At 69.7% G+C, this 26,786-nt stretch carries 29 protein-coding genes; 2 read left to right on the plus strand and 27 right to left on the minus strand.

Annotated features, from left to right (window positions below):
• Positions 1-23: 23 nt before the first annotated feature.
• The 9 genes from ACQHII_RS14635 to rpsB all read right to left on the minus strand — a co-directional run bounded on the left by ACQHII_RS14635 (position 24) and on the right by rpsB (position 9,941).
• Positions 24-1,049, minus strand: coding sequence for an ABC transporter ATP-binding protein (locus ACQHII_RS14635; RefSeq protein WP_427919728.1), 1,026 nt, complete (start codon positions 1,047-1,049; stop codon positions 24-26).
• Positions 1,049-2,650, minus strand: a complete 1,602-nt coding sequence (locus ACQHII_RS14640; protein ID WP_427919729.1) for an ABC transporter permease — start codon at positions 2,648-2,650, stop codon at positions 1,049-1,051. The genes ACQHII_RS14635 and ACQHII_RS14640 overlap by 1 nt, the downstream gene beginning before the upstream one ends.
• Before the next feature lie 47 nt (positions 2,651-2,697).
• A complete protein-coding gene (locus tag ACQHII_RS14645; RefSeq protein ID WP_427919730.1) occupies positions 2,698-3,777 on the minus strand; it encodes a thiamine ABC transporter substrate-binding protein in 1,080 nt (359 codons plus the stop codon).
• A gap of 134 nt (positions 3,778-3,911) precedes the next feature.
• Positions 3,912-5,018 carry a 23S rRNA (adenine(2503)-C(2))-methyltransferase RlmN gene (rlmN, locus tag ACQHII_RS14650; protein ID WP_427919731.1) on the minus strand — a complete coding sequence of 369 codons (1,107 nt, stop codon included), beginning with the start codon at positions 5,016-5,018 and terminating at the stop codon, positions 3,912-3,914.
• A gap of 108 nt (positions 5,019-5,126) precedes the next feature.
• Positions 5,127-6,332 (minus strand): phosphatidate cytidylyltransferase, encoded by a 1,206-nt coding sequence (locus ACQHII_RS14655; protein ID WP_427919732.1) that lies wholly within the window; start codon positions 6,330-6,332, stop codon positions 5,127-5,129.
• Entirely contained in the window at positions 6,332-6,889 is a 558-nt protein-coding gene (frr, locus tag ACQHII_RS14660; RefSeq protein ID WP_200716139.1) for a ribosome recycling factor, read from the minus strand. The genes ACQHII_RS14655 and frr overlap by 1 nt, the downstream gene beginning before the upstream one ends.
• Positions 6,890-7,019: 130 nt before the next feature.
• On the minus strand, positions 7,020-7,778 hold the full coding sequence (gene pyrH / locus ACQHII_RS14665) for a UMP kinase (RefSeq protein WP_427919733.1): 759 nt from the start codon (positions 7,776-7,778) through the stop codon (positions 7,020-7,022).
• Between the two features lie 204 nt (positions 7,779-7,982).
• Positions 7,983-8,819, minus strand: a complete 837-nt coding sequence (gene tsf, locus ACQHII_RS14670; RefSeq protein ID WP_427919734.1) for a translation elongation factor Ts — start codon at positions 8,817-8,819, stop codon at positions 7,983-7,985.
• 195 nt (positions 8,820-9,014) lie between these two features.
• Positions 9,015-9,941: a 30S ribosomal protein S2 gene (gene rpsB / locus ACQHII_RS14675; RefSeq protein ID WP_427919735.1), complete on the minus strand. Its 927-nt coding sequence runs from the start codon at positions 9,939-9,941 to the stop codon at positions 9,015-9,017.
• Between the two features lie 280 nt (positions 9,942-10,221).
• On the opposite strand from rpsB, the gene ACQHII_RS14680 reads away from it, so the two are divergent.
• The gene (locus tag ACQHII_RS14680; RefSeq protein ID WP_427919736.1) at positions 10,222-10,800 is read left to right on the plus strand and encodes a murein hydrolase activator EnvC family protein; all 579 of its coding nucleotides are present in this window, start codon (positions 10,222-10,224) and stop codon (positions 10,798-10,800) included.
• Between the two features lie 129 nt (positions 10,801-10,929).
• Here ACQHII_RS14680 and ACQHII_RS14685 read toward each other — a convergent pair whose 3' ends face one another.
• From ACQHII_RS14685 to proS, 18 genes are all read right to left on the minus strand, one after another.
• Positions 10,930-11,487, minus strand: a complete 558-nt coding sequence (locus tag ACQHII_RS14685) for a TetR/AcrR family transcriptional regulator (protein ID WP_427925310.1) — start codon at positions 11,485-11,487, stop codon at positions 10,930-10,932.
• Between the two features lie 118 nt (positions 11,488-11,605).
• A complete protein-coding gene (gene whiG / locus ACQHII_RS14690) occupies positions 11,606-12,448 on the minus strand; it encodes an RNA polymerase sigma factor WhiG (protein WP_019068776.1) in 843 nt (280 codons plus the stop codon).
• Between the two features lie 283 nt (positions 12,449-12,731).
• Entirely contained in the window at positions 12,732-13,895 is a 1,164-nt protein-coding gene (gene dprA / locus ACQHII_RS14695; protein ID WP_427919737.1) for a DNA-processing protein DprA, read from the minus strand.
• Positions 13,892-15,520, minus strand: coding sequence for a YifB family Mg chelatase-like AAA ATPase (locus tag ACQHII_RS14700; RefSeq protein WP_427919738.1), 1,629 nt, complete (start codon positions 15,518-15,520; stop codon positions 13,892-13,894). The genes dprA and ACQHII_RS14700 overlap by 4 nt, the downstream gene beginning before the upstream one ends.
• 1 nt (position 15,521) lies before the next feature.
• Positions 15,522-15,884 carry a YraN family protein gene (locus ACQHII_RS14705; protein WP_427919739.1) on the minus strand — a complete coding sequence of 121 codons (363 nt, stop codon included), beginning with the start codon at positions 15,882-15,884 and terminating at the stop codon, positions 15,522-15,524.
• Between the two features lie 128 nt (positions 15,885-16,012).
• Positions 16,013-16,321: a DUF2469 domain-containing protein gene (locus tag ACQHII_RS14710; RefSeq protein WP_003965949.1), complete on the minus strand. Its 309-nt coding sequence runs from the start codon at positions 16,319-16,321 to the stop codon at positions 16,013-16,015.
• Between the two features lie 56 nt (positions 16,322-16,377).
• Positions 16,378-16,917, minus strand: coding sequence for an NUDIX hydrolase (locus ACQHII_RS14715; protein WP_427919740.1), 540 nt, complete (start codon positions 16,915-16,917; stop codon positions 16,378-16,380).
• The gene (gene lepB, locus ACQHII_RS14720; RefSeq protein WP_427919741.1) at positions 16,907-17,686 is read right to left on the minus strand and encodes a signal peptidase I; all 780 of its coding nucleotides are present in this window, start codon (positions 17,684-17,686) and stop codon (positions 16,907-16,909) included. The genes ACQHII_RS14715 and lepB (ACQHII_RS14720) overlap by 11 nt, the downstream gene beginning before the upstream one ends.
• 78 nt (positions 17,687-17,764) lie before the next feature.
• Positions 17,765-18,745 (minus strand): signal peptidase I, encoded by a 981-nt coding sequence (gene lepB, locus ACQHII_RS14725; protein ID WP_427919742.1) that lies wholly within the window; start codon positions 18,743-18,745, stop codon positions 17,765-17,767.
• Complete coding sequence (lepB, locus tag ACQHII_RS14730; RefSeq protein WP_427919743.1) at positions 18,633-19,745, minus strand: signal peptidase I; 1,113 nt, start codon at positions 19,743-19,745, stop codon at positions 18,633-18,635. Before lepB (ACQHII_RS14730) ends, lepB (ACQHII_RS14725) begins: the two co-directional genes overlap by 113 nt.
• Positions 19,738-20,454 (minus strand): signal peptidase I, encoded by a 717-nt coding sequence (lepB, locus tag ACQHII_RS14735; RefSeq protein ID WP_427919744.1) that lies wholly within the window; start codon positions 20,452-20,454, stop codon positions 19,738-19,740. The genes lepB (ACQHII_RS14730) and lepB (ACQHII_RS14735) overlap by 8 nt, the downstream gene beginning before the upstream one ends.
• 45 nt (positions 20,455-20,499) lie before the next feature.
• On the minus strand, positions 20,500-20,850 hold the full coding sequence (gene rplS, locus ACQHII_RS14740; protein WP_019068767.1) for a 50S ribosomal protein L19: 351 nt from the start codon (positions 20,848-20,850) through the stop codon (positions 20,500-20,502).
• A 133-nt stretch (positions 20,851-20,983) separates the two neighbouring features.
• The gene (trmD, locus tag ACQHII_RS14745) at positions 20,984-21,817 is read right to left on the minus strand and encodes a tRNA (guanosine(37)-N1)-methyltransferase TrmD (RefSeq protein ID WP_427919745.1); all 834 of its coding nucleotides are present in this window, start codon (positions 21,815-21,817) and stop codon (positions 20,984-20,986) included.
• Positions 21,817-22,374 (minus strand): ribosome maturation factor RimM, encoded by a 558-nt coding sequence (gene rimM, locus ACQHII_RS14750; RefSeq protein ID WP_427919746.1) that lies wholly within the window; start codon positions 22,372-22,374, stop codon positions 21,817-21,819. Before rimM ends, trmD begins: the two co-directional genes overlap by 1 nt.
• Positions 22,375-22,502: 128 nt before the next feature.
• Complete coding sequence (locus ACQHII_RS14755; RefSeq protein ID WP_005479813.1) at positions 22,503-22,742, minus strand: RNA-binding protein; 240 nt, start codon at positions 22,740-22,742, stop codon at positions 22,503-22,505.
• Positions 22,743-22,744: 2 nt separating this feature from the next.
• Positions 22,745-23,164, minus strand: coding sequence for a 30S ribosomal protein S16 (gene rpsP / locus ACQHII_RS14760; protein WP_200709732.1), 420 nt, complete (start codon positions 23,162-23,164; stop codon positions 22,745-22,747).
• A gap of 287 nt (positions 23,165-23,451) precedes the next feature.
• Positions 23,452-24,048: a hypothetical protein gene (locus ACQHII_RS14765; protein ID WP_019068763.1), complete on the minus strand. Its 597-nt coding sequence runs from the start codon at positions 24,046-24,048 to the stop codon at positions 23,452-23,454.
• A 260-nt stretch (positions 24,049-24,308) separates the two neighbouring features.
• Positions 24,309-25,724 carry a proline--tRNA ligase gene (gene proS / locus ACQHII_RS14770; protein ID WP_427919747.1) on the minus strand — a complete coding sequence of 472 codons (1,416 nt, stop codon included), beginning with the start codon at positions 25,722-25,724 and terminating at the stop codon, positions 24,309-24,311.
• A 198-nt stretch (positions 25,725-25,922) separates the two neighbouring features.
• Here proS and ACQHII_RS14775 point away from each other — a divergent pair, with 198 nt between their 5' ends.
• Positions 25,923-26,780: an SAM-dependent methyltransferase gene (locus tag ACQHII_RS14775; protein WP_427919748.1), complete on the plus strand. Its 858-nt coding sequence runs from the start codon at positions 25,923-25,925 to the stop codon at positions 26,778-26,780.
• The last annotated feature ends 6 nt before the right edge of the window (positions 26,781-26,786 follow it).

Consider the following 26,786-nt stretch of genomic DNA (forward strand, 5'->3'; position numbering starts at 1 on the left):
GTGGGGGCGGGCCACACGCATGTCTAACGGCCGTCGAGTACGACGACCTCGGCCGCGTCGAACTCCACCCCGACCGTGTCCCCGACCTCCGGCGCCTCCCGCAGCGCACACGCCGCCTCAAGGCGCGGCGCGCCCTCCGGCTGAAGTTGTACGGCGACATGGGTGCCCCTGAAGGTACGGGCGGCGACCGTGCAGCGCAGGCCCTCCTCGGCGGGCAACAGGCGTACGCCCGCGGGACGTACGAGGAGCGTGCGGGTGCCCTGGAGGGCGTCCTCGGGGACCGGCACCTTGCCCCAGGGCGTGTCGGCGGCCTCTCCGGCGACCGTGGCCCCGACCACGTTGTCGAAGCCCAGGAAGCGGGCCACGAACTCGTCGGCGGGGCGCTGCCAGACCTCAAGTGGCGTACCGGACTGGGCGATCCGCCCGTCCCGCATCACCACGACCCGGTCGGCCAGCGCGAACGCCTCGCCCTGGTCGTGCGTGACCGCGAGCACGGTCGTGCCCAACGCCCCGAAGAGTTCCCGGAGTTCGACGACCAGCCGCTCCCGCAGTGACCGGTCGAGCTGGCCGAGCGGTTCATCGAGCATGAGCAGCCGGGGGCTGGGCGCGAGGGCACGGGCCAGCGCCACGCGTTGCTGCTCACCTCCGGACAGCCCCGCCACCGCACGGCGGGCGGCACCCGGCAGTCCGACGAGGTCGAGCAACTCACCGACCCGGGCGGCCTGTTGTTCCTTCTTCGCGCCGTGCATCCGCAGCCCGAAAGCCACGTTGCCGGCCACGTCCCGCTGCGGGAACAGCTGATGGTCCTGGAACATCAGCCCCACGCCCCGCCTGTGCGCGGGCACCCCGGCCTGGTCGCGTCCGTCGAGCAACACCCGCCCGGAGTCCAGGGGTTGCAGCCCGGCGACGACTCGTAGCAGCGTCGACTTGCCGCTGCCGCTGGGCCCGAGCACACACACGATCTCGTGCTCGGCGACCCCGAGATCGACGGCGTCCAGCACCGGGCGCCCGCCGAACCGTACGGTCGCACCCGTGAGGCTGAGCAGCATCAGAACTCCCCGGTCCGGTCGGTGCGCAGCCGCTCGAGCACCAGCAGGGCCACCGCGCACACCACCATCAGAATCGTCGAAAGGGCCATCGCCTGGCCGTAGTTGAGATCACCGGGCCGGGACAGCAGCCGGGCCACCGCGACCGGCAGCGTCGGGTTGTCGGGCCGCGCGATGAACACGGTCGCGCCGAACTCCCCCAGCGACACCGCGAACGCGAACCCGGCGGCGATCAGCAACGCCCGCCGCACCAGCGGCAGATCGACCTCCCGCCACACCCGCCAGGGCGAGGCCCCGAGCACGGCCGCCGCCTCCCGCAGCCGCCCGTCCACGGCCCGCAGCACGGGCAGCATCGTCCGTACGACGAAGGGGACGCCGACCAGCGCCTGCGCGAGAGGCACCAGGATCCATGAACTCCGCAGATCCACCGGGGGTTTGTCGAGCGAGATGAGGAAGCCGAAGCCGACGGTCACCGCCGACACCCCGAGCGGCAGCATCAGCAGCGCGTCGAAGCCCCGCACCAGCCGCCCCGCGTCCCGCCGGGTCAGGGCCGCGGCGGCGAGACCGCCGATCACCACGGCGATGGCGGTGGCGGCGACGGCGTACTCCAGCGAGTTGCCGATCGCGGCGATCGGCGGGACCAGGAAGGTGCCGCCGTCGTCGTGGGTCAGCGCCCGGTAGTAGCCGAAGTCCGATGTGTCGAGCGACCGTTGGACCAGCACGGCGAGCGGCAGCACGAGCAGGAGCAGGACGGAGAGCAGGACCCCGGCCAGCAGCGCCCACTGGCCTGCCCCGCGCGGGCGCCGTGCGGTCACCGCCGGGTCCACGAGCCGCAGGGCCGTCTCCCGGCGCCGTACCGTCCAGGCGTGGACGGCGAGGATCGCGCCCACCGCGACGAACTGGACGATGGTGAGCACGGCGGCCGTGGAGAGGTCGAAGACTTCCGAGGTCTGGCGGTAGATCTCCACTTCGAGGGTCGAGAAGGTCGGGCCGCCGAGAATCTGCACCACACCGAAGGAGGTGAAGGTGAAGAGGAAGACCATGAGCGCGGCGGCGGCCACGGCGGGCGCGAGCGCGGGCAGCGTCACCTTCCGCCAGGCCCGCAGCCGGGAGGCGCCGAGCATCCGCGCGGCCTCCTCCTGACGCGGGTCGAGCTGCGCCCAGAGGCCGCCCACCGTCCGGACGACGACCGCGTAGTTGAAGAAGACGTGCGCGAGCAGGATGGCCCACACGGTGGTGTCCAGCCGTACGCCCCACAGGTCGTCGAGGAGTCCGCCCCGGCCGACGAGCGCGAGGAAGGCCGTACCGACGACGACCGTGGGCAGCACGAACGGGACCGTCACGACGGCCCGCAGCACCTGCCGTCCCGGGAAGTCGAAGCGCGCGAAGACGTACGCGCCAGGGAGCGCGATCAGCAGCGTGAGCGCGGTGGAGGCGAGCGCCTGCCACGTGGTGAACCACAGCACGTGCCGGATGTCGGACTGCGCCAGCACGTCCCCGATCCGGCCCAACTGCCAGGCGCCGTCCACCTTCAGCCCGCGCCCGACGATCGCGGCGACGGGGTAGGCGAAGAACACCGCGAAGAACGCGACGGGCAGGGCCATGAGGCCGAGCCGTGTCGCGTTCCCTCTGCGGGAGGACTTCCGCGGGACTACTTCAGTACGAGCGAGGTCCACGACTTGACCCACTGGTCCCGGTCGGCGGCGATCTTCGTGGGGGCCATGGTCTCGGGGTCCTTGGCCTGCGGACCGTACTTCGTGAACTCGGCGGGCACGGTCGCGCCCTCGATCACCGGGTAGACGAACATGTTGAGCGGCATGTCCTGCTGGAACTCCTTGGTCAGCAGGAAGTCGATGAAGGCCTTGCCGCCCTTGGTGTTCCTGGCGTTGCTGAGCAGCCCCGCGTACTCGGTCTGCCTGAAGCAGGTGCCGTACGACACCCCGGTAGGCGAGGTGGTCGGCTTCGGGTCGCCGTAGATGACCTCGGCGGGCGGCGAGGAGGCGTACGAGACGACGAGGGGCCTGTCGCCGCCCGCCTTCTTGCCACCGGCCGAGCCGGAGAACTCCTGGTCGTAGGCCTGCTCCCAGCCGTCGACGACCTTGACGCCGTTGGCCTTGAGCTTCTTCCAGTACGACTGCCATCCGTCGTCCCCGAACTGGGCCGCGCTGCCGAGCAGGAAGCCGAGGCCGGGCGAGGAGGTGGCCGCGTTCTCGGTGACGAGGAGGTTCTTGTACTCGGGCTTGACCAGGTCCGCGAACGAGGTCGGCGGGGTCAGCTTGTGCTTGCTGAAGTACGCCTTGTCGTAGTTGACGCAGATGTCGCCGGTGTCGATGGGCGTGACCCGGTGCTTGGTCTCGTCGACGCGGTACGCGGGCTTGACGGTGGCGGAGCCCTTCGCGTCGTAGGACTGGAAGAGGCCGTTGTCGAGCGCGCGGGAGAGCAGGGTGTTGTCGACGCCGAAGAAGACGTCGCCCTGGGGGTTGTCCTTGGTCAGGATCGCCTTGTTGACGGCCTGGCCCGCGTCGCCGTCCTTGAGGACCTTGACGGTGTAGCCGGACTGCTTCTCGAAGTCCTTGAGGACGCTCTTCGAGACGGCCCAGGAGTCGTGGCTGACGAGGGTGACGGTCTTGTCGGATCCGGAGCCGCCGCTTCCGTCCGACCCCGACCCGCACGCGGAGAGCGTGACCAGGCCGAGGCCCACGAGGACAGCACAGTACTTCTTGGTGTTCACGGTGATGACCGAACTTCCTACCCAGAATGACCTGGGCGAGGTTCAGAGGGTCTGCGGCCCGATTGCCGCACTCTCAGCGCTGCGCGCTCCCCTGTCGGATATGAAGATGTACGTACAGGTCGTACGGGTGAAGATTACCTCTCGGTGGCCGCGAGCTGACCGCACGCTCCGTCGATCTCCTGGCCACGGGTGTCCCGGACGGTGACCGGCACCCCATGGGCCGCGATGGCCTCGACGAACGCCTTCTCGTCCTCGGGGCGGGAAGCCGTCCACTTGGAGCCCGGGGTCGGGTTCAGCGGGATCAGGTTGACGTGCACCGGCTTGCCCTTGAGGAGCCGGCCGAGCCGGTCGCCGCGCCACGCCTGGTCGTTGATGTCCCGGATCAGCGCGTACTCGATGGACAGCCGGCGCCCCGACTTCGCCGCGTACTCCCAGCCGGCGTCGAGGACCTCGCGCACCTTCCACCGCGTGTTCACGGGGACCAGGGTGTCGCGCAGCTCGTCGTCGGGGGCGTGCAGCGAGATCGCGAGTCGGCACTTGAAGCCCTCGTCCGCGAAGCGGTGGATCGCCGGGACGAGTCCGACCGTCGAGACGGTGATCCCGCGCTGCGAGAGACCGAGGCCGTCCGGCTCGGGGTCGGTGAGGGCGCGGATCGACTGGACGACCCGCTTGTAGTTGGCGAGGGGCTCGCCCATGCCCATGAAGACGATGTTGGAGAGGCGGGCCGGACCGCCGGGAATCTCGCCGTCGCGCAGCGCGCGCATCCCGTCGACGATCTGGTGGACGATCTCACCGGTGGAGAGATTTCGGTCCAGTCCGGCCTGACCGGTCGCGCAGAACGGGCAGTTCATGCCACACCCCGCCTGCGAGCTGATGCACATGGTGACCCGGTCCGGGTACCGCATCAGCACGGACTCGACGAGCGTCCCGTCGAACAGCCGCCACAGCGTCTTGCGCGTGGTCTCCTGGTCGGTCGACAGATGCCGTACGACCGTCATCAGCTCGGGAAGCAGCGCCTCCTGCAGCTTGGCGCGCGAACCGGCGGGGATGTCGGTCCACTCCGCCGGGTCGTGCGCGAGCCGCGCGAAGTAGTGCTGCGAGAGCTGTTTGGCGCGAAACGGCTTCTCGCCGATCGCGGCGACGGCTTCCTTGCGCTCGGCGGGCGTGAGGTCGGCAAGGTGCCGCGGCGGCTTCTGGGCTCCGCGGGGGGCGACGAATGTGAGTTCTCCGGGCTTAGGCATGGCCCTACCAGTGTCGCAGACATACGAAGAGGGACTCGCCGCCCTGTGGACAACGAGCCCCTCGTACGCAAAACAGCAGGTCAGCCGGTCAGCCGGTTCTCAGGTCTTTCAGCCGGATCCGACGAACAGCACGAACATCAGCCACACCACCGGGGCGGTCGGCAACAACGAGTCCAAGCGGTCCATGATGCCGCCGTGCCCCGGCAGCAGCGTGCCCATGTCCTTGATGCCGAGGTCGCGCTTGATCATGGACTCGCCGAGGTCGCCCAGCGTGGCGCTGGCCGCGACCGCGAGGCCCAGGACGAGGCCCTGCCACCAGCTGCCGTCGTCGATCAGGAACTGCATGCACAGCGCGCCCGCCACCATCGCGAAGGACACCGCCCCGAACAGGCCCTCGCGGGTCTTTCCGGGGCTGATGCGCGGGGCGAGCTTGTGCGTGCCGAAGCGCCAGCCGACGGCGTAGGCGCCCGTGTCGCTGACGACGGTCAGCAGCAGGAACGTCATGACCCGCCAGGCGCCGTCGTCGGCGGTGAGCATCAGGGCGACGAACGTGGCCAGGAACGGCACGTAGAACGCCGCGAAGACACCCGCCGTGACGTCCTTGAGGTAGCCCTCGGGCGGTTCCGTCATCCGCCATACGAGGACGGCGAGCGCGGTGAGCGCCATGGCGACCCAGGCGCCCTCGGGACCCCGGACGTAGCCGGCGACGACCATCGCGGCCCCGCCGACCGCGAGGGGCACGAGGGGCGCCTTGATGCCCTTGCGCTCCTGAAGCCGCGAGGTCAGCTCCCACAGGCCGACGACCACGGCGACCGCTATCACGCCGACGAACACGGCCTTGACGACGAACAGGGACGCGATGATCACCGCGCCGAGTCCGACCCCGACCCCTATGGCCGCACCCAGGTCCCGGCCCGCGCTCTTCTTCTGCGGGGCGGGCGCCGGTGGCGGGACGTCGGGCATGGGCTCCGGATTCTGCGGCACCGCCCCGTAGGGCTGCGCCTGCGGCGTGTCAGAGGGCTGCGTCCGCGGGTCGTACGACGGCGACTGCCGTACGTCGTACGGCGGTTGCTGCGTCTCGTCGCGGAACGTCTCGTCGCGGAACAAGGGGCCGCTCAGCCGAGCGGCCCCCCGGTCGTCATCCTGGTGTCCGCCGTATGCGGGCTCGTCGGGCACGATGGGCATGGGGCGAGTCTGCTGCGCCTTGGGCGCATCGTACGTGGGACCCGCCGGGGCAGCCCCCTGGACAGGCCCCTGGTCGGACGGCCCCCAGTACCCGGCTTGTGGCGGTGCCCCCCAGGAAGAGTCGTTCATCAGACCTCGAGCAGCTCCGCTTCCTTGTGCTTGAGGAGTTCGTCCACCTGGGCGACGTACTTCGCCGTGGTGTCGTCGAGCTCCTTCTCCGCGCGACGGCCCTCGTCCTCGCCGATGTCGCCGTCCTTGATCGCCTTGTCGATCGCTTCCTTGGCCTTGCGGCGGATGGAACGGATCGAGATCTTGGAGTCCTCGGCCTTGGTCTTGGCGACCTTGATGTACTCCTTGCGGCGCTCCCCGGTCAGCTCGGGGAAGGTCACCCGGATGATGTTGCCGTCGTTGCTCGGGTTGACGCCGAGGTCCGAGTCACGGATCGCCTGTTCGATGTTGCGCAGCGCGCTCTTGTCGAACGGGGTCACCACGGCCATGCGCGGCTCCGGCACGGAGAACGAGGCCAACTGGTTGATCGGCGTCAGCGCCCCGTAATAGTCCGCCACGATCTTGTTGAACATCGCCGGGTGCGCACGGCCGGTGCGAATCGCGGCGAAGTCCTCCTTGGCGACCACGACGGCCTTCTCCATCTTCTCCTCGGCCTCGAGGAGGGTCTCTTCGATCACCACTTGCTCCTGCGTGTCTTGAGTAGGCCCGGCTGCTGTGCTGTGTCGGCGTCGGCGGCCGGCTGCGTCGCGTCTTGTTCCTGAACGGTTCCCGACCGGCAGGACATTGTCCATCCCCCGGTCAGGGTCATCAGCCCTGGCTGCCTTGGTCACCCACAAGCGTGCCGATCTTCTCACCCTTGACGGCGCGGGCGATATTGCCCTCGGCGATCAGCTCGAAGACCAGGATCGGAAGCTTGTTGTCGCGGCACAGGGTGATGGCGGTCATGTCGGCGACCTTGAGGTCCTGGGTGATGACCTCGCCGTAGCTCAGCGAGTCGAACTTGACGGCCGCGGGGTTGGTCTTCGGGTCGGAGTCGTAGACCCCGTCCACGCCGTTCTTGCCCATCAGCAGCGCCTCGGCGTTGATCTCCAGGGCGCGCTGGGCGGCGGTGGTGTCGGTGGAGAAGTACGGCATGCCCATACCGGCGCCGAAGATGACCACACGGCCCTTCTCCAGGTGCCGTACGGCGCGCAGCGGGATGTACGGCTCGGCGACCTGGCCCATGGTGATGGCGGTCTGGACGCGGCTGTCGATGCCCTCCTTCTCCAGGAAGTCCTGGAGGGCGAGGCAGTTCATCACCGTGCCGAGCATGCCCATGTAGTCGGAGCGGGCCCGGTCCATGCCGCGCTGCTGGAGTTCGGCGCCGCGGAAGAAGTTGCCGCCGCCGATGACGACGGCGACCTCCGCGCCGTCCCGTACGACGGCCGCGATCTCGCGGGCGATCTTGTGCACCACGTCGGGGTCGACGCCCAGGCCACCGCCTCCGGAGAAGGCCTCTCCGGACAGCTTCAGCAGAAACCGGCCGCGTACTTTGCCGTCGTCGTTCTTCTGGGGCTTGGTGGTCATGACGTTCTCGCCTCTTTTACGTGGTCGCACATACGAAGAAGGCCACTGCCGGTGGGGTGTCTGTCGCATCCCATGCTCGGCAATGGCCTCCTCGTCAGATCTGCTGTCGTCCGCCACGCGCGCGTGCGCGACGGCGTACCGGCTCGACTGCTGACGACCCTAGCGGGATTCCGCGGGGCGCCGCGCGTCGATCGCGGTACGGACTCAGATGCCGACCTTGATGCGCGTGAAGCGCTTCAGGGTGACACCCGCCTCGTCCAGAACCTTCTGGACGGACTTCTTGGGGTCGAGCGCGTACGGCTGACCGAGCAGCGTCGCGTCCTTGAAGAAGCCGTTGACGCGACCCTCGACGATCTTCGCGATCGCGGCCTCGGGCTTGCCCTCGGCGCGGGTGGTCTCCTCGGCGATACGGCGCTCGGACTCGACGACCTCGGCCGGCACGTCGTCCTTGGCCAGGTACTTCGGCGCGAAGGCGGCGATGTGCTGGGCGACACCGCGGGCGACCTCGGCGTTCGGCTTGTCCAGCTCGACGAGGACACCGATCTGCGGGGGCAGGTCGGGCATCGTGCGGTGCATGTACGCGGAGACGTAGCCGTCGGCGTACTGGGCGAAGCGGTCCAGGACGATCTTCTCGCCCAGGTTCGCGTTGGCCTCGTCGACGAACGCCTGGACCGTCTTGCCGGGCTCGATCTCGGACGCGAGGAGCGCCTCGATGTCGGCCGGGGCGGTGGCGGCGACGTGCTGGGCGATCTGGTTGGCGACGGCCTGGAACTTCTCGCCCTTGGCGACGAAGTCCGTCTCGCACTTCAGCTCGACCAGGACACCGGAGGTGTTGTCGTCGGCGATGACGGAGACCACGGCGCCGTTCTCGGCGGAGCGGCCCTCGCGCTTGGCAACGCCCTTCTGGCCCTTGATGCGGAGCGCCTCGACGGCCTTCTCGACGTTGCCGTCGGCCTCGTCCAGCGCCTTCTTGCAGTCCATCATGCCGGCGCCGGTGAGCTCACGGAGCTTCTTGACGTCGGCGGCGGTGTAGTTCGCCATGATCTGGAAATCTCTTCTCGGAGTTCGAAGTCTCGAAGTCGGCGGCGGCCGCGTGGTGAGCGGGCTTCCGCCAAAGATCTACGGGCTACGAAGATCTAGGGGCTGTGAGTGAACGGCGGGTGGCGCGGTCGGCACCACCCGCCGTCACTTCAGCTCAGCCCTTTGGCCCGGAAGGTCAGGCCGTTGGCCGGAGGGTCAGGCCTGCTCGGCGTCGGCGGCGGGCGCCTCGACCTCGGCGGCGGCCTCCTCGACGGCGACCGGAGCCTCGGCCTGCTCGGCGTCGGCGACCTTCTCCGTCTCGGCGGAGGTCTGGACCTCGGCGTCGGCGGCGGGGGCCTCGTCGGCCTTCTTCTCGCCCTCGAGCAGGTCGCGCTCCCACGCGGCGAGCGGCTCGCCGGCGGCCTTGTCACCCTTGGCCTCGGCGGCGACACCGGAGCGGCTGATGAGGCCCTCGGCGACGGCGTCGGCGATCACGCGGGTGAGCAGGGTGACGGAGCGGATCGCGTCGTCGTTGCCCGGGATCTTGTAGTCGACCTCGTCGGGGTCGCAGTTCGTGTCGAGGATGGCGACGACCGGAATGTTGAGCTTCCGGGCCTCACCGACCGCGATGTGCTCCTTCTTGGTGTCCACGATCCAGACGGCGCTGGGAACCTTGGACATCTCGCGGATACCACCGAGGGTCTTCTCCAGCTTGGCCTTCTCGCGCGAGAGCACGAGAAGCTCCTTCTTGGTGAGACCGGACGCGGCGACGTCCTCGAAGTCGATCTGCTCCAGCTCCTTGAGGCGCTGCAGACGCTTGTAGACGGTGGAGAAGTTGGTGAGCATGCCGCCCAGCCAGCGCTGGTTGACGTAGGGCATGCCGACGCGGGTGGCCTGCTCGGCGATGGCCTCCTGCGCCTGCTTCTTCGTGCCGACGAACATGACCGTGCCGCCGTGGGCGACGGTCTCCTTGACGAACTCGTAGGCGCGGTCGATGTACGACAGCGACTGGAGCAGGTCGATGATGTAGATGCCGTTGCGCTCGGTGAAGATGAAGCGCTTCATCTTCGGGTTCCAGCGACGGGTCTGGTGACCGAAGTGGACGCCGCTTTCCAGCAGCTCCCGCATCGTGACGACGGCCATGGCCGTTCTCCTTGATTTTCTCGGTTGTGCCGCGGGTGCCGGGACGGCACTCGCGCCTGACGCCCACGTGCGCGTGCCCAGAGGACCGAGGAGCGCTGACACCGGATTCGTCTCTCGACGGAGGACCAGATGTCGGGGCGTGCGAAGTCGACCCGGTGACCCGGATCGCCAAAGGAAGTGTACGGGACCCGCGAGGTACCGGGTGACGCCGTTGTCCACAGGCCCCCGGCGGTCCACAGGTCCCGGCCATGATCGCCATGGGTACGGCACGGTTTGTGCCATGCGAACACGACGAAACCGGCACACAGTGCTGGACTTGGTGCCGGGCCTGGTACTGGCCCTCTTCCTGACCCTGCTGACCTGCGCGGCCCGTGCGGCCGACGCCCCTCCGGCCCCCGGACTCCCACCCCCTCCCGTACCGGCCGTGGCCCGCACCTGGCCGGTCGGTTCCCACCCCTTGGTCCTGCGCGGCTGGGAGCCCCCGGCGACGCTCTACGCCCGGGGCCACCGGGGCGTGGACCTGGCGACCCCGGCCGGCGCTCCGGTACGGGCGGTGGCGGCGGGCCGGGTGTCGTTCGCGGGGCGGGTGGCGGGGAGAGGAGTGGTGTCGGTGGAACTGACGGGGACGGATCTCCGCACGACGTACGAACCGGTGACTGCCTCGGTGAAGAAGGGGGACGAGGTGGAGGCGGGCGGGGTGGTCGGGACGGTGGAACTCACGGGCTCGCACTGCGGCACGACTCCGTGCGTGCACTGGGGCTTGCTGAGAGGGGAGGTGTACTTGGATCCGCTGGGGCTGTTGCCACCGTGGCTGCTGAACAGGGGGCCGTCACGCCTGCTGCCGGTGCTCGGCGTTTAGGGACCTGTCTCACTTGCTGCCGGTACGTGGAGCTTTTTTAGTGGCCTCTCCCGCTTGCCGCCGACGCTTGGAGTCATTTAGGGGCGCGGGGAACTGCGCGCCCAGCCCCCACCGGCCCGCAGCCGACACTCAACCCTGAACGCCCCGCAAAGCCATACTCACCGCAGCCTCAGTAATCACCGAGGGATCCTCCGCAGCCCCCAGCTCGATTCGCCGCACAGCCGCATCGACAACCCCTTGCAGCAACATCGCCGCCAACCGAGGCTCCCCATGCCCCATCTCGGCCAACGCCTCAACGATCATCGCAACCAGCCCACCGTGCGCGGCCCGGATCTTCTCCCGCGCCCCGGCGTCCAGTTCACTCGCGGAGATGGCGACCACAGCCCGATGCCGCCGGTCCCCGACCAACGCGAGCTGCTGCCGCACATACGCCTCGACCTTGCCCTCGGCGGAGCCCGCCCGCTCCATCGCCGCCGACACGTCCGCCGCCCAGACGGGGAAGTCGACCTCGCACAGCTCCTCGACGACGGCGGCCCGCGAGCGGAAGTACTCGTACACGGAGGACCGCGCGAGACCCGTCCGCTCGGCCAGGGCCGGGAAGGTCAGCGCCTCCGTCCCGCCCTCGGACAGCAGTGAACGAGCCGCGTCCAGCAGGGCGGCTCGCTGCATCGACCGGTGCTCGGCCACGGAGGCCGCTCGAATCCTTGGCACGTCAACCACTCTACGGACGCTCCACCCCCGGCGGGAGTGACCGGGGCCATGCAGGCACGATTCTGCGAGGTCGAGGAGGCGGTACGGCTTTCGCTCAACGGCCGAAACTGGCCAGCTTGGCGCGCAGCTGGAGCACGGACTTGGTGTGGATCTGGCTGACCCGGCTCTCGGTCACCCCGAGCACGTTGCCGATCTCGGCGAGGGTCAGCCCCTCGTAGTAGTAGAGCGTGACGACGGTCTTCTCCCGCTCGGGCAGGGTGTTGATCGCCCGCGCCAGGAACCGCCGCAGCTCCCGCCCCTCGGCCACCTCGACCGGGTTGTCGGCGGCGGTGTCCTCCAGGGTGTCCATGAGGCTGAGCCGGTCGCCGCCCTCGCCGCCGGCGTGCAGCAGCTCCTCCAGCGCCACCACGTTGGCCAGCGACAACTGGCTGAAGACGGCGTGGAGTTCGTCCACCGCGATGCCCATCTCGGCAGCCACCTCGCCCTCGCTGGGGGTACGCCTGAGCCGCGCCTCCAGCGTGGCGTACGCCCGCTCCACGTTCCGCGCCTTCTGCCGCACCGAGCGCGGGATCCAGTCGAGCGCGCGCAACTCGTCGATCATCGCGCCCCGGATGCGGGTGATCGCGTACGTCTCGAACTTGATCTCCCGCTCGATGTCGAACTTCTCGATGGCGTCGATCAGTCCGAACACCCCGGACGACACGAAGTCCGCCTGCTCGACATTGGGCGGCAGCCCGACGCTCACCCGTCCCGCGACGTATTTCACGAGCGGCGAGTAGTGCAGGATCAGCTGCTCGCGCAGCCGCTCGTCGCCCGTCGTCTTGTACGACCGCCACAGCTCGTCGAGCGTCGAGGGAGCGGGCGGCCGGACGCTGCCACCGTCACGGGCGGCTGGGGGGATCGCCGCCCGGTCGGACCCGGAGGTGTGCTGGGGCATTCGTCGCCTTGTGCCGTTCTGCCGTGAAGTGCGGTTGCCTGGGTGAGCTGTCGGAGTGATGTGGAGTTACCAGCCTGTTGGCCGGTCTGTGCCGGAATCCCCGTGAGCGTAGCGTGACTGGAGTGTCGCGGTGTGCGAAGGACAGGGCTCGGACCGGCCACGGACGCGTTCGACAGGGTGCCGGAACGGGTCACTCCAGTCGCTCTGCGTGATCATCGGAATGCGCCAACTGCGGGAATTCCCAAGGGTGTCGGGGTTCCCCCGGACGGCCGAACACACTCGGTCAGCGGCGCCCCCGATCCGGCCGGACCGAGATCATCGCCTGGCGTGTCAACTTCCAGCCGTCGCCGTGTCGTTCGACGTAACCAAGTGCTCGGAGTTCGTACAGTCTCGCGACCGCGTCGTCCTCCGTGCTCTGCGCGCCCCGGGCGATCTCCCGCGCCGCTGCCGCCCTGTTGCCGGGGAGGGCGGCGAGGACGCGGCGGGCGGCCGGTTCCAACAGGTCGCGCGGGAGCACCGGTCCGCGTCGGTCGGGGGCCAGTTCGCCCATGTCACCGACCAGTTCGACGACTTCGGCGGCGTCGGTGACCAGCACCGCGTCCCCGCGCAGGAGTTCGTGCACGCCGGCGGAGAGTCCGCTGGTGGCCGGGCCGGGGACACCCATGGTGTGGCGCCCCAGCCGCTGCGCCGCCCGGGCCGTGACGAGCGATCCGCTGCGGTACGCGGCCTCGACCACCACGGTGCCCCTGGTGAGCGCGGCGATCACTCTGTTCCGGAGGATGAACCTGCTCGGTGTCGGATGCTCGCCGGGCGGCAACTCGCCCACCACGAGCCCCTGTTCGGCAATCCTGCCGATCAACTCGGTGTGGCCGCGCGGGTAGGGCCGGTCGACTCCGCAGGCGAGCACGGCGACGGTGGCGCCGCCCGCGCCGAGGGCGCCGCGATGTGCGGCACCGTCGACGCCGTAGGCACCGCCGGACACGACGATCCAGCCGTCCTGGGCGAGGTCGGCGGCGAGGGTGGCCGCCATGTGTGCGCCGTACTCGGTGCAGGCGCGGGCGCCGACGACGGCGACGGACTTGAGCGCCCACACCCGCAGGCTGGGCCGCCCGCGCACCCACAGTCCGACGGGCCGCGCGTCCCCGAGGTCGTCGAGCTGTGCGGGCCACTCGGTGTCGCCGGGGCACACGAATCGCACCCCGGCCTTCTCCGCGACCTCCAGATCCCGCCCCGGCTCGACCGACTCGGCCCGCGTGCACAGCCCGGCCCACCGCTTGTCGGTGACCCCGACGAGCTGCGGCCCCCCGTCCCGCAGCCGCCGGGCCACTTCCACGGCCCCCAGCTCCCGAATCCAGCGCCCGGCCACTTCGTCACCGGGTTCGATCACCCGGGCGAGGAAGACACGGGCATGGGACTCGTCGTCGCCCGGGTCCTCGTGCGCGGTCATGCCAGTGCCCCGAGGGACATCGTCGCGCCGCGGGAAACACCTGTGCGCAGTTGCAGGGCGAGGAGGACGTCCGTGTCGTCGGGCCGGTCGTGCCCCTTGAGGTCCGCGACCGTCCAGGCCACGCGCAGGACCCGGTCGATCCCGCGCGCGGTCAGCGCACCCCGCTCCAGGCTGCGTTCGGCCTCGTCCATCGCCCCGCGCACCGCGTGCCAGCGGCTGCGCAGTTCACGGCCGGGCACCTCGCTGTTGGTGCGCCACGGAGTGTCCGCGAGGCGTGCCAGGGTCCGCTCCCTGGCCGCCCGTACCCGGTCCGCGACCGTCGCGGTGGTCTCCCCTCGCGCGCCGAACGCGCCGAGCTCTTCCCGGGTGACACGGTCCACGGTGACCCGCAGGTCCACCCGGTCGAGCAGTGGGCCGGAGATCCGGGCCTGATAGCGGCGGATCGACATGGGCGGGCATTCGCAGAGGTCGTCCTTCAGGGAGTAGCGGCCGCAGGGACAGGGATTGGCCGCGAGCACCATCTGGAACCTCGCCGGGAACCGCACCACACCCGCGCTGCGGGCGATCACCACGTACCCCGACTCCAGCGGCTGCCGCAGCGCGTCGAGGGCCTGGCCGCTGAACTCGGGAGTCTCGTCGAGAAAGAGAATTCCCCGGTGCGACAGGGAGACAGCCCCCGGCCTCGCCATGTGGGATCCGCCGCCGACGAGGGCCTGCATCGTGGCCGAGTGGTGCGGGGCGCAGTATGGGGCGACGTCGATCAGGGGCTTCCCCGGCGGTAGCAGACCCGCCACCGAGTGGACCGCCGTGACCTCCAGTGAGTCCTGTCGGCTGAGCCGGGGCAGGATCGCGGGCAGCCGCTCCGCCAGCATGGTCTTGCCCGCACCGGGCGGACCTTCGAGGAAGAGGTGGTGTCCGCCGGCCGCGGAGATCTCCACCGCCGTGCGCGCCGCGTCCTGTCCGACGACATCGGCGAGGTCATGACCGGGGTCGTAATGCGCCGCTCCCGCGCTGTGCATCCCCGTGGCCGCACCGGTACCCGGCACGCGCAGTCCGGCGAGGAGCGGATCGGGCCGGCCCACCAGGTCGTCGGGTTCCTCGTCGGGGACGGGCTCGTCCGCGAGTACGGCGATCAGCTGCCGCAGGCTGCGGACGCCGAGCACGGACACCCCGGGCACGAGGGACGCCTCGGCGGCGGCACACTCCGGCACCACCACCTGCTCATACCCCGCGTCCGCCGCCGCCAGCACCGCCGGGAGGATCCCCCGGACAGGGCGGACCCTCCCGTCGAGGCCCAGTTCGCCGATCATCACGATGTCGGCGAGGACCCGGGGATCGATCCGTTCGGCCGCGCCGAGTACCGCCGCGGCGACGGCCAGGTCGAAGCCGCTGCCGCTCTTGGGTACGGAGGCCGGGCTCAGGCCCACCGTGAGTTTCTTCTGCGGCCACGCGGCGCCCGAGTTGACGACCGCGGCGCGGACCCGGTCCCTGCTCTCCGTCAGGCTCTTGTCGGGCAGTCCCACCAGCGTGAACGCGGCGACGCCGGGTTCGAGGTCGGCCTGGACCTCGACGACGACGCCCTCGACGCCCACCAGCGCCACCGAGCACGTACGAGCGAAGGCCATCTCAGACCACCCCCCGCGCGTGCTCGACGACTGCTGCGCCGAGGCGGGGCAGGAGCACGCCGACCAGGTCGATGCGGACACCGCCCGGTGGCGCCCCTCCGTGGGCGTGGATCCAGCATTCGGCGAGGTCGCGCAGGCGCTCCGCCTTCTTGGGGGTCACCGCGGCCATCGGGTGCTCGTAGGCACCGGCCCGCCGTGTCTTGACCTCGCAGACCACCAGGACGTCGCCGTCCCGCGCCACGATGTCGATCTCGCCGGTCCTGCCACAGCGCCAGTTGCGCTCCAGGACCGTCATACCGGCCGCGACCAGCCGTCGTGCGGCCACGGTCTCACCGTACTTGCCGATTGCACTGCGTGCGTTCATGTCGGCACCACCTCCGGCGCCAACCGTCACGCAGAACGGCCCACCGAGTGGATCTTGGTGGACCGTTCAGTGCTTGTGGAGAACTCGGTCACCCACACGAGCGACGAGTCCTCCGCGAAGAGCCGCCGTCAGCCGCCCGGCAGCTCCAGATCGCTCTTGTTCAGCTCTTCGATGTTCACGTCCTTGAATGTGAGGACTCTGACCTGCTTGACGAAGCGAGCCGGTCGATACATGTCCCACACCCAGGCATCCGCCATGGACACCTCGAAGAACACCTCGCCCTGGACCGAGTGCACCTGCATCTCGTAGTCGTTGGTGAGGTAGAAGCGCCGTTCGGTCTCGATCACGTATTTGAACAGACCGACGACATCGCGGTACTCCCGGTAGAGCTTCAGCTCCATCTCGGTCTCGTACTTTTCGAGGTCCTCGGCGCTCATGGCATGTTCCCCTTCAGCCGTGCGATCCCACCATTGTGCGCCAGTCCCGTGCGTCCCTAGACGATTTCCGTGTCAAGGGTCACCGGCCCGGCCGGGGGCCCTTCGTCGATCAGCCTGCGGAGCAGCTCGGCGAGTCTGGTCGGATACACCGTCTCATGCGCCCGCTCCAGTTCCCGGCACGTCCACCAACGTGCTCCGGAGACGCTGCGGCGCTCCAGCTCGGTGAGGGCCGTGGCGCCGGGCACCCCGTCGGCCGTGGCGGACGTCCTGGCCAGGTAGTACCACTCGTCCTGGTCCCAGCGGCGGCCCGCGAACGGGAAGGAGCACGTCCGGGTCCACAGCACCGGGCCGAGTTCCACCCGGGTGATCCCGGTCTCCTCCGCGAGCTCCCGCAGCGCGGCCTCCTCGTGGGTCTCGTCGCCCTCCAGGCCGCCGCCCGGCGTGAACCACCAGTCGTCGGCCGGATCCTCCGGCTCGTGGCCGTGCAGCAGCAGGATGCGGTCCTGCGGGTCCAGGAGAATCACCCGGGCGACCTTGCGCAGCCCGCCCTCGTACGAGTCGCCGTGGGCGCCCTCCTCGGTGGCCTCAGCGGGCACCGGCGGGCTCCGTACGCGTCCGGGAGCGGCGGCCGGCCAGCCGCTTGGCGACCGGGCCGTAGGCGCCGCCGCCGAGGACGAGCACCGCGCCCGCGACGATCAGGGCGACGACCGTGCGCAGCGGGCCGGGCTCGGAGAGGGAGCCGAGTTCCTCGAAGCCGTTGGGGCGGTCCAGCATGCCCTTCATGGGCCAGACGACGGCGTCCACGCGGGCGTTCACGGCACTGCTCGCGACGGTGCCGCCGGCGACGTCCGTGAGGTGGGCGCTGGAGTCCAGGGAGCCCTGGCGCTCGTCGCCGAGCAGGAACAGACGGCCCTTGGGGACCTTCACCGTCGGGATCGTCTTGTCCTCGACCGCGCCGCCCTTGAGGTAGCCCTCGTCGATCTGCTTGCCGTTGACAACCAGCTTGCCGTTCGTGCAGCAGGAGACGGTGTCCCCGCCGACCGCGACGACACGCTTGACCACGGGCGCGTTCGTCACCCAGGTCTTGTCGGTGAAGACGACGACGTCACCCCGGCGCACCTCGCTGCCGTCGATGCGCTGCGCCAGCACCCGGTCGCCCATGTCGATGGTCGGCGTCATGGAGCTGGTGGGCACCGTGTACGGCCGGTAGACCACCGCTCCCCAGCCGAATCCGCCGAGGAACAGCACAAGGCCCAGTGCGACGGCCAGTCCGGACAACCGCTGTCCGGTCCGGCTGCCCACCGGGCCCTTGCCAGTGCCACCGCCGGTACGCGGGGCCGTACGTGTTGCGCTCTCGCCACCCATGGGTCCGCACCCTACCCGGCGGTACCGAGGGTGGTCAGCCCTTCCTCCGGGACCAAGGTCACAAGCTCTACAAGGCCTTTACCCGACCTTGGCGGACCGGGACCGCCTGCGGCGCCACAGGGCCAGCGGCAGTACGCCGACGAGGGCGAGGCCCTCCGGTGCGGCCGTCAGCAGGCGGGAGGCCGAGGCCTGGGTGTTGATGCCGGTCTGGTCGAAGGTGTCCGGGATCGGCAGCGTGCCCCAGCGGTTGATGGGCCAGGCCTTGACGATCGCGCGGCCTACGACCTCCTTCACCGGGACCATGCCGTGGTGCTTGTCGGACTGGTTGTAGCGCGAGTCCCGCGAGTTCTGCCGGTGGTCGCCCATCACCCAGATGTCGCCCTTGGGGACCTTGACGGTGAACTGACCGCCCTGGTCGTCGTTGGTGCACGGGGTGTTGCCCGGGTAGACGTACGGCTCGTTCAGCGCCTTGCCGTTGACCATCAACGGGCCGGTGCCGCTGCACGAGACCGTGTCGCCGCCGACGCCGATGACCCGCTTGATCAGGTCCTTCTCCTGGGCGGACGGCATCAGGCCGATCCAGCTGAGCACCGTCTGAAGGGCGTTGGGGTTGGCCGTCGGCTCGCCCGCCAGCCAGTCGTCCGGGTCGTGGAAGACGACGACCTCACCGCGCTCGGGCTCAGAGCCGAACCACGGGGTGAGCTTGTCGACCAGGACCCGGTCACCCTGCTGGAGGGTGTTCTGCATCGAGTCGGAGGGGATCGAGAACGCCTGCACCAGGAACGTCTTGATCAGCAGCGCCAGGACGAGCGCGATGACGATGAGGATCGGCAGCTCCTTCCAGAAGGAGCGCTGCTTCTTCGCCTGGGGGGGCGAGTCGCCCGACCCCAGTACCTCGGTCCGGGCCGTGTCGCCCGGCGCCGTACCGTCCTCGTCCGCTCCGGCGTCACTCCCGGAGGTCACGGCGCTGTCCGCGGCCGGGACGGGTGCTTCCACGGGATGTCCCTGGTGCTCCTCGCCGTCGTGTCCGGACCGTGCGCCAACCGCCACATCCCCCACGCCAACTCCTCACTCTGTGCCGCCGCCTGCCCCATCCTCGGCGCAGGCCCACCACTCCCATAACGAGCGGGAGTTCCGCAGGGCTCGGGAGTTGGACCGATCCGTTCGGATCGACCGGGGCAACCCTATGCGACAGTTCGGGACCGGCGGTCGTCCCCGACACGGAGTTGGAAACCGATGCGAAGGTTTTAGGTTCGTTCAGGCTGGTCCAGTGGCCCATCGGCCAGGCGATCACCTTGGCCCGCCCCACCACCGAGGAGAGCGCGACCGTGCCGCCGTAACTGGTGTTCTGGTGTGCCCGGGAGTCGGCCGAGTTGCCGCGGTGGTCGCCCATCACCCACAGCCGGCCCTTGGGGACGGTGATGTCGAACGGCGTCTCGGACGGCGCGTTCCCGGGGTACAGGTAGTCGGCCTCCGTCAGGGGAACGCCGTTGACGGTCACCCGCCCTTGCGAGTCGCAGCACTTGACCTTGTCGCCGCCGACGCCGATGACCCGCTTGATGAGGTCCTTCTCGTTGTCGGACGGCAGCAGGCCGATGAACTGGAGCCCTTCCTTGACCTGCTTGATCACCACGGGGTCGTTCTTCTTGGTGGTCTGCTCGTCCGCGAGCCAGCCGCCCGGGTCGTGGAAGACGACGACGTCACCGCGCTTGGGCTCGGAGCCGAACCACGGGGTGAACTTGTCGACCAGGACCCGGTCCCCGATGCGGATCGTCTGCTCCATGGAGCCCGACGGGATCACGAACGCCTGGACGAGGAAGGTCTTCAGTACGAGGGCTATGAGGACCGCGACGCCCACCAGGAGGGGTATCTCCCGGACCGCGCCGCGCCTGCGCCGCCGCTTGACCTTGCGCTGGAGCTTGCGGCGCTCGGCCCGACTGCGGCCTGCGCCGCCCGCCGGGGCCAGCGCGCCCGCGCGCCGGAAGCCGGTGGGCAGCAGGTTCTCGTTCCCGAAGTTGCCGCCCGGCGCCGCGCCGCGCGGTTTGCCGCGGTTACCCATGGGCGCCGTCCGCGGCGGGTACGCGCGCGTAGGCGCCGGGTCGGACGAGGTGGGTCCAGTGCCCGGCGGGCCAGATGACCCAATCGGCTCGTCCGATGACGTCACCAACGGGAATCATGCCTCCGCCCGGGTCGCCCAGGTGATCCCGGGAGTCGCTTGAGTCGCTGCGGTGGTCGCCGAGGACGAAGAGGGTCCCGGAGGGCACCACGACGTCGAACGGCACGCTGGACGGGGTGTCACCGGGGTACAGGAACGCCGTCTCGTCGACCGACCGCCCGTTCACCTGGAGCCTCCCCTTCTTGTCGCAGCAGACCACACGGTCTCCCCCCACACCCACAACGCGCTTGATGTAGTCGGCGTCCCCGAAATAACCGGTGCCGTCGAACACAACGATGTCGCCGCGCCTCGGATGGGCACCAAAACGGTACGCCAACTTATTTACGAGAACGCGGTCGCCGATCCTCAATCCGGATTCCATGGATCCGCTGGGAATCTGGAAAGGCTGGACCAAGAACGTGTTGAGCAGCAGCAGAAACACCAGACAGACCAGGGCAGTCAGGGTGATCCGGCCGCCGGGCAGCCACTCGACGGCACGCGACAGCAACGCGAAACGCGACCGTCCCTCCGGTCCTCCTGTGTCCGAGCTGTCCTCGGAGTCGGAAGGGCGGGAGGAGCGGTCGCGCTCCGTCTGCTGTGCTTCGGTGTCCATCGGAGCCAGATGTTATCCGGCCCCCATAAGAACCCCGTAGGGCGACTAGTTGTCGCGCTTCTCCTTGATCTTCGCGGCCTTGCCGCGCAGATCACGGAGGTAGTACAGCTTCGCGCGACGGACGTCACCGCGGGTCACGAGCTCGATCTTCTCGACGATCGGGGTGTGCACCGGGAAGGTGCGCTCCACGCCGACGGAGAACGAGACCTTGCGGACCGTGAAGGTCTCGCGGACACCAGAACCCTGGCGACGGATGACTACGCCCTTGAACTGCTGCACACGGGAGCGGTTGCCCTCGATGACGCGGACGTGGACGTTGACGGTGTCACCCGGGCGGAAGGCCGGGATGTCGGTGCGCAGCGAGGCGCCGTCGACGATGTCGAGCAGGTGGGACATTTCGTCTGCTTTCTTCGCCGATGCCACAGGTCATCAGCGGGAGCTGGGTTTTCGGAAGGATGCTGTCCGTGCCGGGGCGGGCGTCGTGTCCCCCTGTGGCAGGGGCGCACGCCGGACGACGCACAACAGCGACCTATTCTTCCACGCCGTCCGGCCTGCGCCAAAATCGGCCGTACGGCTCCCCCGCCGGGTCCGGGGCCCAGCCCAGGATCGAGAGCATCTCGCGGTCCTTCTTGTCGAAGGCCTTGGGCTCGCAGCGCTCGATCAGGTCGGGCCGGTGGGCGGCCGTGCGCTTCAGCGCCTCGTCGCGCCGCCAGCGGGCGATCCTGCCGTGGTGGCCGCTGAGCAGCACGTCCGGGATCTCCCGGCCGCGCCAGGCGGGCGGCTTGGTGTAGATCGGCCCCTCCAGGAGGTTGGCCATGGCCCCGGGCGCGAAGGAGTCGTCGCGGTGCGACTCGGCGTTGCCCAGGACGCCCGGCAGCAGCCGCGCCACGGCCTCCGTGACGACCAGGACGGCCGCCTCGCCGCCGGCGAGCACGTAGTCGCCGATGGACACCTCGTAGACGGGCATCCGGGTCGCGTACTCGTCGATCACCCGTCGGTCGATGCCCTCGTAGCGGGCGGGCGTGAAGACCAGCCAGGGGCGCTCGGAGAGCTCCACGGCGAGCTCCTGGGTGAAGGGCCGGCCGCTCGGCGTCGGCACGATGAGCGCGGGCGCACCCGAGCCGGTCTCGTAGCCGTCGGCCAGGACGGAGTCCAGGGCGTCGCCCCAGGGCTCGGTCTTCATGACCATGCCGGGGCCGCCGCCGTAGGGGGTGTCGTCGACGGTGTTGTGGCGGTCGTACGTCCAGGAGCGCAGATCATGCACGTGCACATTCAGCTGTCCACGCGCGCGTGCCTTGCCGACGAGGGAGACGTTCAGCGGTTCGAGGTACTCGGGGAAGATCGTGACGACGTCGAGCCGCATTACGCCTCCTCCTCGGAAGAGGCTTCCTTGGCGGACACGATTTCCGCCCGGTCGTCGATCAGCCCGGGCGGCGGGTCGATGACCGCGCGCTGCTCCTCCAGGTCGATCTCGATGACGATCGACTCCACGAAGGGGATCATCACCTCGCTGCCGTCGGGACGCTCGACGATGAAGAGGTCCTGGGAGGGCAGGTGCGAGATCTCGGTGATCCGGCCGACCTCGGTGCCGTCCTTGGTGACGACGTCCAGGTCCATCAGCTGGTGGTCGTAGTACTCGTCCTCTTCCTCCGGCAGCTCCTCCGGGTCGACCTCGGCGATCAGGAGGGTGTTGCGCAGGGCCTCGGCGCCGGTGCGGTCGCTCACGCCCTCGAAACGCAGGAGGAGCCGGCCGCTGTGGACCCGGCCGGTCTCGATGGTCAGGGGACCGGTGGAGGCCGGTTCGGTGGCCAGGACGGCTCCGGGGGCGAGCCTGAGTTCCGGCTCATCGGTGCGTACCTCGACGGTGACCTCGCCCTTGATGCCGTGGGCGCGGCCGATGCGAGCGACTACCAGCTGCACTGTGCTTGCTCTCCTGTATTGCGACGAGTACGGCGACGACTAGGACGACCAGTACGAGGACTGGTTACGACAACGGGCCGGGGACGGCCCGCAGGCCCTCCCCGGCCCGAGCCGGTATGCGATGAACGTCAGCGGACGTGGTCCACGTCGACGAGGTCGACACGGACGCCTCGGCCGCCGATTGCGCCCACGACGGTGCGCAGCGCGCGAGCGGTACGGCCGTTGCGGCCGATCACCTTGCCGAGGTCGTCGGGGTGCACCCGGACCTCCAGCACGCGCCCACGACGCAGGTCGCGCGAGGCGACCTGCACATCGTCAGGGTTGTCGACGATGCCCTTCACGAGGTGCTCGAGAGCCTCCTCGAGCATGCTCAGGCCTCGGTCGACTCGGACTCGGCCGCGGCCTCGTCCTTCTTGTCGGCCTTCTTCTTCTGGGTGATGGCCTCACCCTTGCTCGCGTCGTCGCCACCGAGGGCGTCGAACACGGGACGGGCGGCCTTCGGCGCGGCCACGAGCAGCGGAGCCGGGGCCGGCAGGCCCTTGAACTTCTGCCAGTCGCCGGTGAGCTTCAGGATGGCGAGCACGGGCTCGGTCGGCTGCGCGCCGACACCCAGCCAGTACTGCGCGCGGTCCGTGTCGACCTCGATGCGCGAGGGGTTCTGCACCGGGTGGTACAGACCGATCTCCTCGATGGCCCGGCCGTCACGGCGGGTACGGGAGTCGGCGACGACGATGCGGTAGTGAGGCGAACGGATCTTGCCCAGACGCTTCAGCTTGATCTTGACTGCCACGGGAGTGGGTTCTCCTGGTTTTGACGTGGTTGGGCACGGCGAGATGGCCGCGTGGGGTTGCGGTACCCGAGTGCCCGATGGACGCGTCAGCCGGAGGCGAGAGGGTTCCTGTGCGGCTGTCGAGTACAGCTAGTCATTGTGCCACACCCTGGCGGTTCGCCCGACCGGGGAGCATGCCCCCGCATGCTCCCGGCCATGCGGAAGCGACACCCGGCGCCGGGAGGTGACCGGCGCGGGTGTACGCAACCCGGCCCTGCGGGGTGCGGCTGCCACGAGCAGCCGCACCCTCAGGCCGCGCCCACGACCTCCGGGATGCGGAAGGGCTTGCCGCAGCCCCCGCACACGATCGGCGCCTGGGCCAGCACCGACGGGACGACCCGTACGTTACGACCGCAGTCGCACACCGCCTTGACGCGGACCCCGCCACCGGAGGAGCCGTGCCGGGCGGCCGGGCCGCGGAAGGTACGGGAGGTGTCCGCGGAGGTGGCGACGGTGTGCGCCTTCAGCGCGCGCTGGAGTCGCTCCATCGTCGGCCGGTAGCGCCGCTTGGCCTCGGGGTTGAGCTGGACCAGCGAGAAACCGCTGCTGGGATGCGGTTCGTCGGGGTGGTCCAGGCCCAGCTCCTCGGCGATCGCGAGGAATCTGCGGTTGTGGTAGCGGCCGGCACGGGACGTGTCGCGCACGCCGCGCGCGGCGGCGATGCCATGGACTGCCTCATGGAGCAGTCGCTCGAAGGAGAGCTCGTGTCCGCAGGCGGACGACGACTCTCCGATCAGGGACTCGGGCGCGGCCAGATCGGGCAGTTCGGGGTGGTACCGCTGAATGTCGGCCCACGCCTCTGCCAGCTCTGCGGCGAGAACAGGTGGTGTCTGTGTCGTGCTCACGTAATGACAACGAGCCGGAGTGCCCCTGTGTTCCGATTCCGGGGCATCCCAAATAATTTGCACGTACCCGTCAGTTGCCGCTGATGCGTCCTGACGAGGGCGGGTGCGCTGATCTGCGGAGAAGCCTCACAGCTCATACCAAGCTGGTGCGTAGTCCTCCGTACGACCCGGCGCGTAGACGGTGTCCGCGCGCCGGGGGAGCTGTCGTCCGCCGTTGCGCAAGAGGCCTTTCGGTCGCTCTGCCGCCGGAGGCCGCTGCTTCAGTAAGCGCGCGCGACGACCGCGACGTTACCGGGTGCCTTGTCGGCGTCCGGTACCGACCCGTCCTCGGCGACCAGACACCGTACGGTGACCGCGTGTTCGGCCAGCTCGGCCTCGCCCTCCTCGCCCAGTGCCGCCCACGGGATGCGCGCCCAGCCGCCGGCGGTGGCGGCCTCGACGGCCTCCCCGATCGTGGACACCTCGGAGGTACGGGACTCGCGCCGTTCCCGGGACTGCTTCAGCAGCAGCGCCTGGTCCTCCTCAAGGATGACGGGAAGCCGCTCCACTAGGGAGTCGATCGCCACCGGCTCCTTGCCTCCCGGGATCCGGCGGGCCAGCATCGCGGTGCCGTTCTCCAGGTCACGGGGCCCGATCTCGATCCGTACGGGCACGCCCTTGAGCTCCCAGTCGACGGCCCGGCGCCCGAAGGGGACGTCCGTACGGTCGTCGACCCGGACGCGGACGCCCGCCGCCTTCAGCCGGGCCCCGAGCTCGCGGACCTTGGCCAGAACCGCCTCGTCGCCCTTGATCGCGAGTACGACGGCCTGGATGTGCGCCAGCCGCGGCGGGACCCTCAGGCCGTCGTCGTCGCCATGCATCATCACCAGGGCGCCGATCATGCGCGTGGTGGAGCCCCAGGAGGTCTGCCAGACCAGTTCCTGCCGGCCCTCCTTGGACAGGTACTGGGTGTTGAAGGCCTTGGCGAAGTTCTGGCCCAGCTCGTGACTGGTCGCCATCTGCAGCGCCTTGCCGTCGCCCATCATCCCTTCCAGGGTGAGGGTGTTGATCGCGCCCGCGAACCGCTCCTTGACCGTCTTGCGTCCCGGTACGACGTCCATCGCGAGGACGTTGACCATGAAGTCCTCGTAGACATCGCGGTGGATGTGCGCGGCGAAGTCACGCGCCTCCTCGTAGGTCGCGTGCGCCGTGTGGCCCTCCTGCCAGAGGAACTCGCTCGTGCGGAGGAAGAGCCGGGGGCGCAGCTCCCAACGGACCACGTTCGCCCACTGGTTGATCAGCAGGGGCAGGTCGCGGTAGCTCTGCACCCACTTCGAGAAGTACTCGTTGATGATCATCTCGGAGGTGGGCCGGACGACCGCGGGCTCCTCCAGCTCCTTGCCGCCGCCGTGCGTGACCACGGCCAGCTCGGGCGCGAAGCCCTCGACGTGGTCGGCCTCGCGGGCGAGGTAGGACTGCGGGATCAGCAGCGGGAAGTACGCGTTCTCGGTGCCCGTCTCCTTGATCCGGGCGTCCATCTCGGCCTGCATCCGCTCCCAGATGCCGTACCCGTACGGTCGGATGACCATGGAGCCGCGCACCGGTCCGTTGTCGGCCAGCTCGGCCTTGCTGATCAGATCCTGGTACCAGCGGGGGAAATCTTCCGCCCGCGGTGTGAGTACGGGTGCCTTCGCCATGGCGCGATGGTACGGGCCCACGTTGCCGTCATGTGAATTCTCGCCACTCCCACAGAGAAGCCACAAGCCGGGCCCCACAAACCCTGGACGCCGTAGCGAGCGCGGAGTTTGCTGGCATACGGGGGAAGTGCGAGCGCACATCACGGGGGCCTCGGAAACGGGCACGGCCACAACTCTCGGCGGATTGGGGCGCTTTCGATGACACCTACGCTCGTGCGGCACTACCTGCCTCATGCGGGGCCCGCGCCCCGTGTGGACCTGGGTGCACGCGCGCGTGACTGGTCCGAGATCCAGGAGCGGATGCTGGTACCGCTCTACGAAGCCGTCTACGAGCGACTCGAAGTGGGGCCCGGCACCCGGCTGCTCGGCCTCGGCTGCGGCTCCGGGCTCGCCCTGCTGATGGCTGCCTCCAGAGGCGCGTCGGTCACCGGTGTCGAGCGCTCCTCCCCCGAACGCCTGGCCCTCGCCCGCGAGCGCCTGCTGCCGGACCCGTGGTCCCCACGCGCGCGTGCGCACACCCGGCTCGTCTACGGCTCCCCCAGGGACGCGGCCGACGCGGAGACGCCCGCGTACACCCTGGTGACCGCCTTCGAGCCCATCGGGTGTCTCGCGGGCGACGCGGAGGGACTCGGCGAACTGCTCGCGTCCGCCACTCCGTTGACCGGGCACGGAGCACCCGTGGTGCTGGCCGGCTGGGGTCCGCCGGAGCGCTGCGCCACGTCGTCCGTGCTCCGGGTGGCCGCCAGGATGGCCGATCCGCTGCGCAGCGCGGGCAGTTGGCGCCCGGCCCTGCGCGACGACCTGGAGGAGGTCGCCCAGCGCGCCGGTCTGCGGCCGGACGGCTCCGGGCGGGTGTCGTGCCCCTTCGGGTACGCCGACGTGGAGAGTGCCGTACGAGGACTGCTGTCCACGGGGCTCTTCGACGCGGCGATCACCGCGACGGACCAGGTGCAGGTGGAGAAGGAGTTGGCGGAGGCGTTGCATCCGTATCGGCGGCAGGACGGCACGGTGTGGATGCCGAACGTCTTCCGGTATGTGGTCGCGCGTACGACCTGAGGATGA

This window comes from Streptomyces sp. cg40, assembly GCF_050320165.1.
In the GTDB taxonomy this organism is placed as follows: Bacteria; Actinomycetota; Actinomycetes; order Streptomycetales; family Streptomycetaceae; genus Streptomyces; species Streptomyces hokutonensis.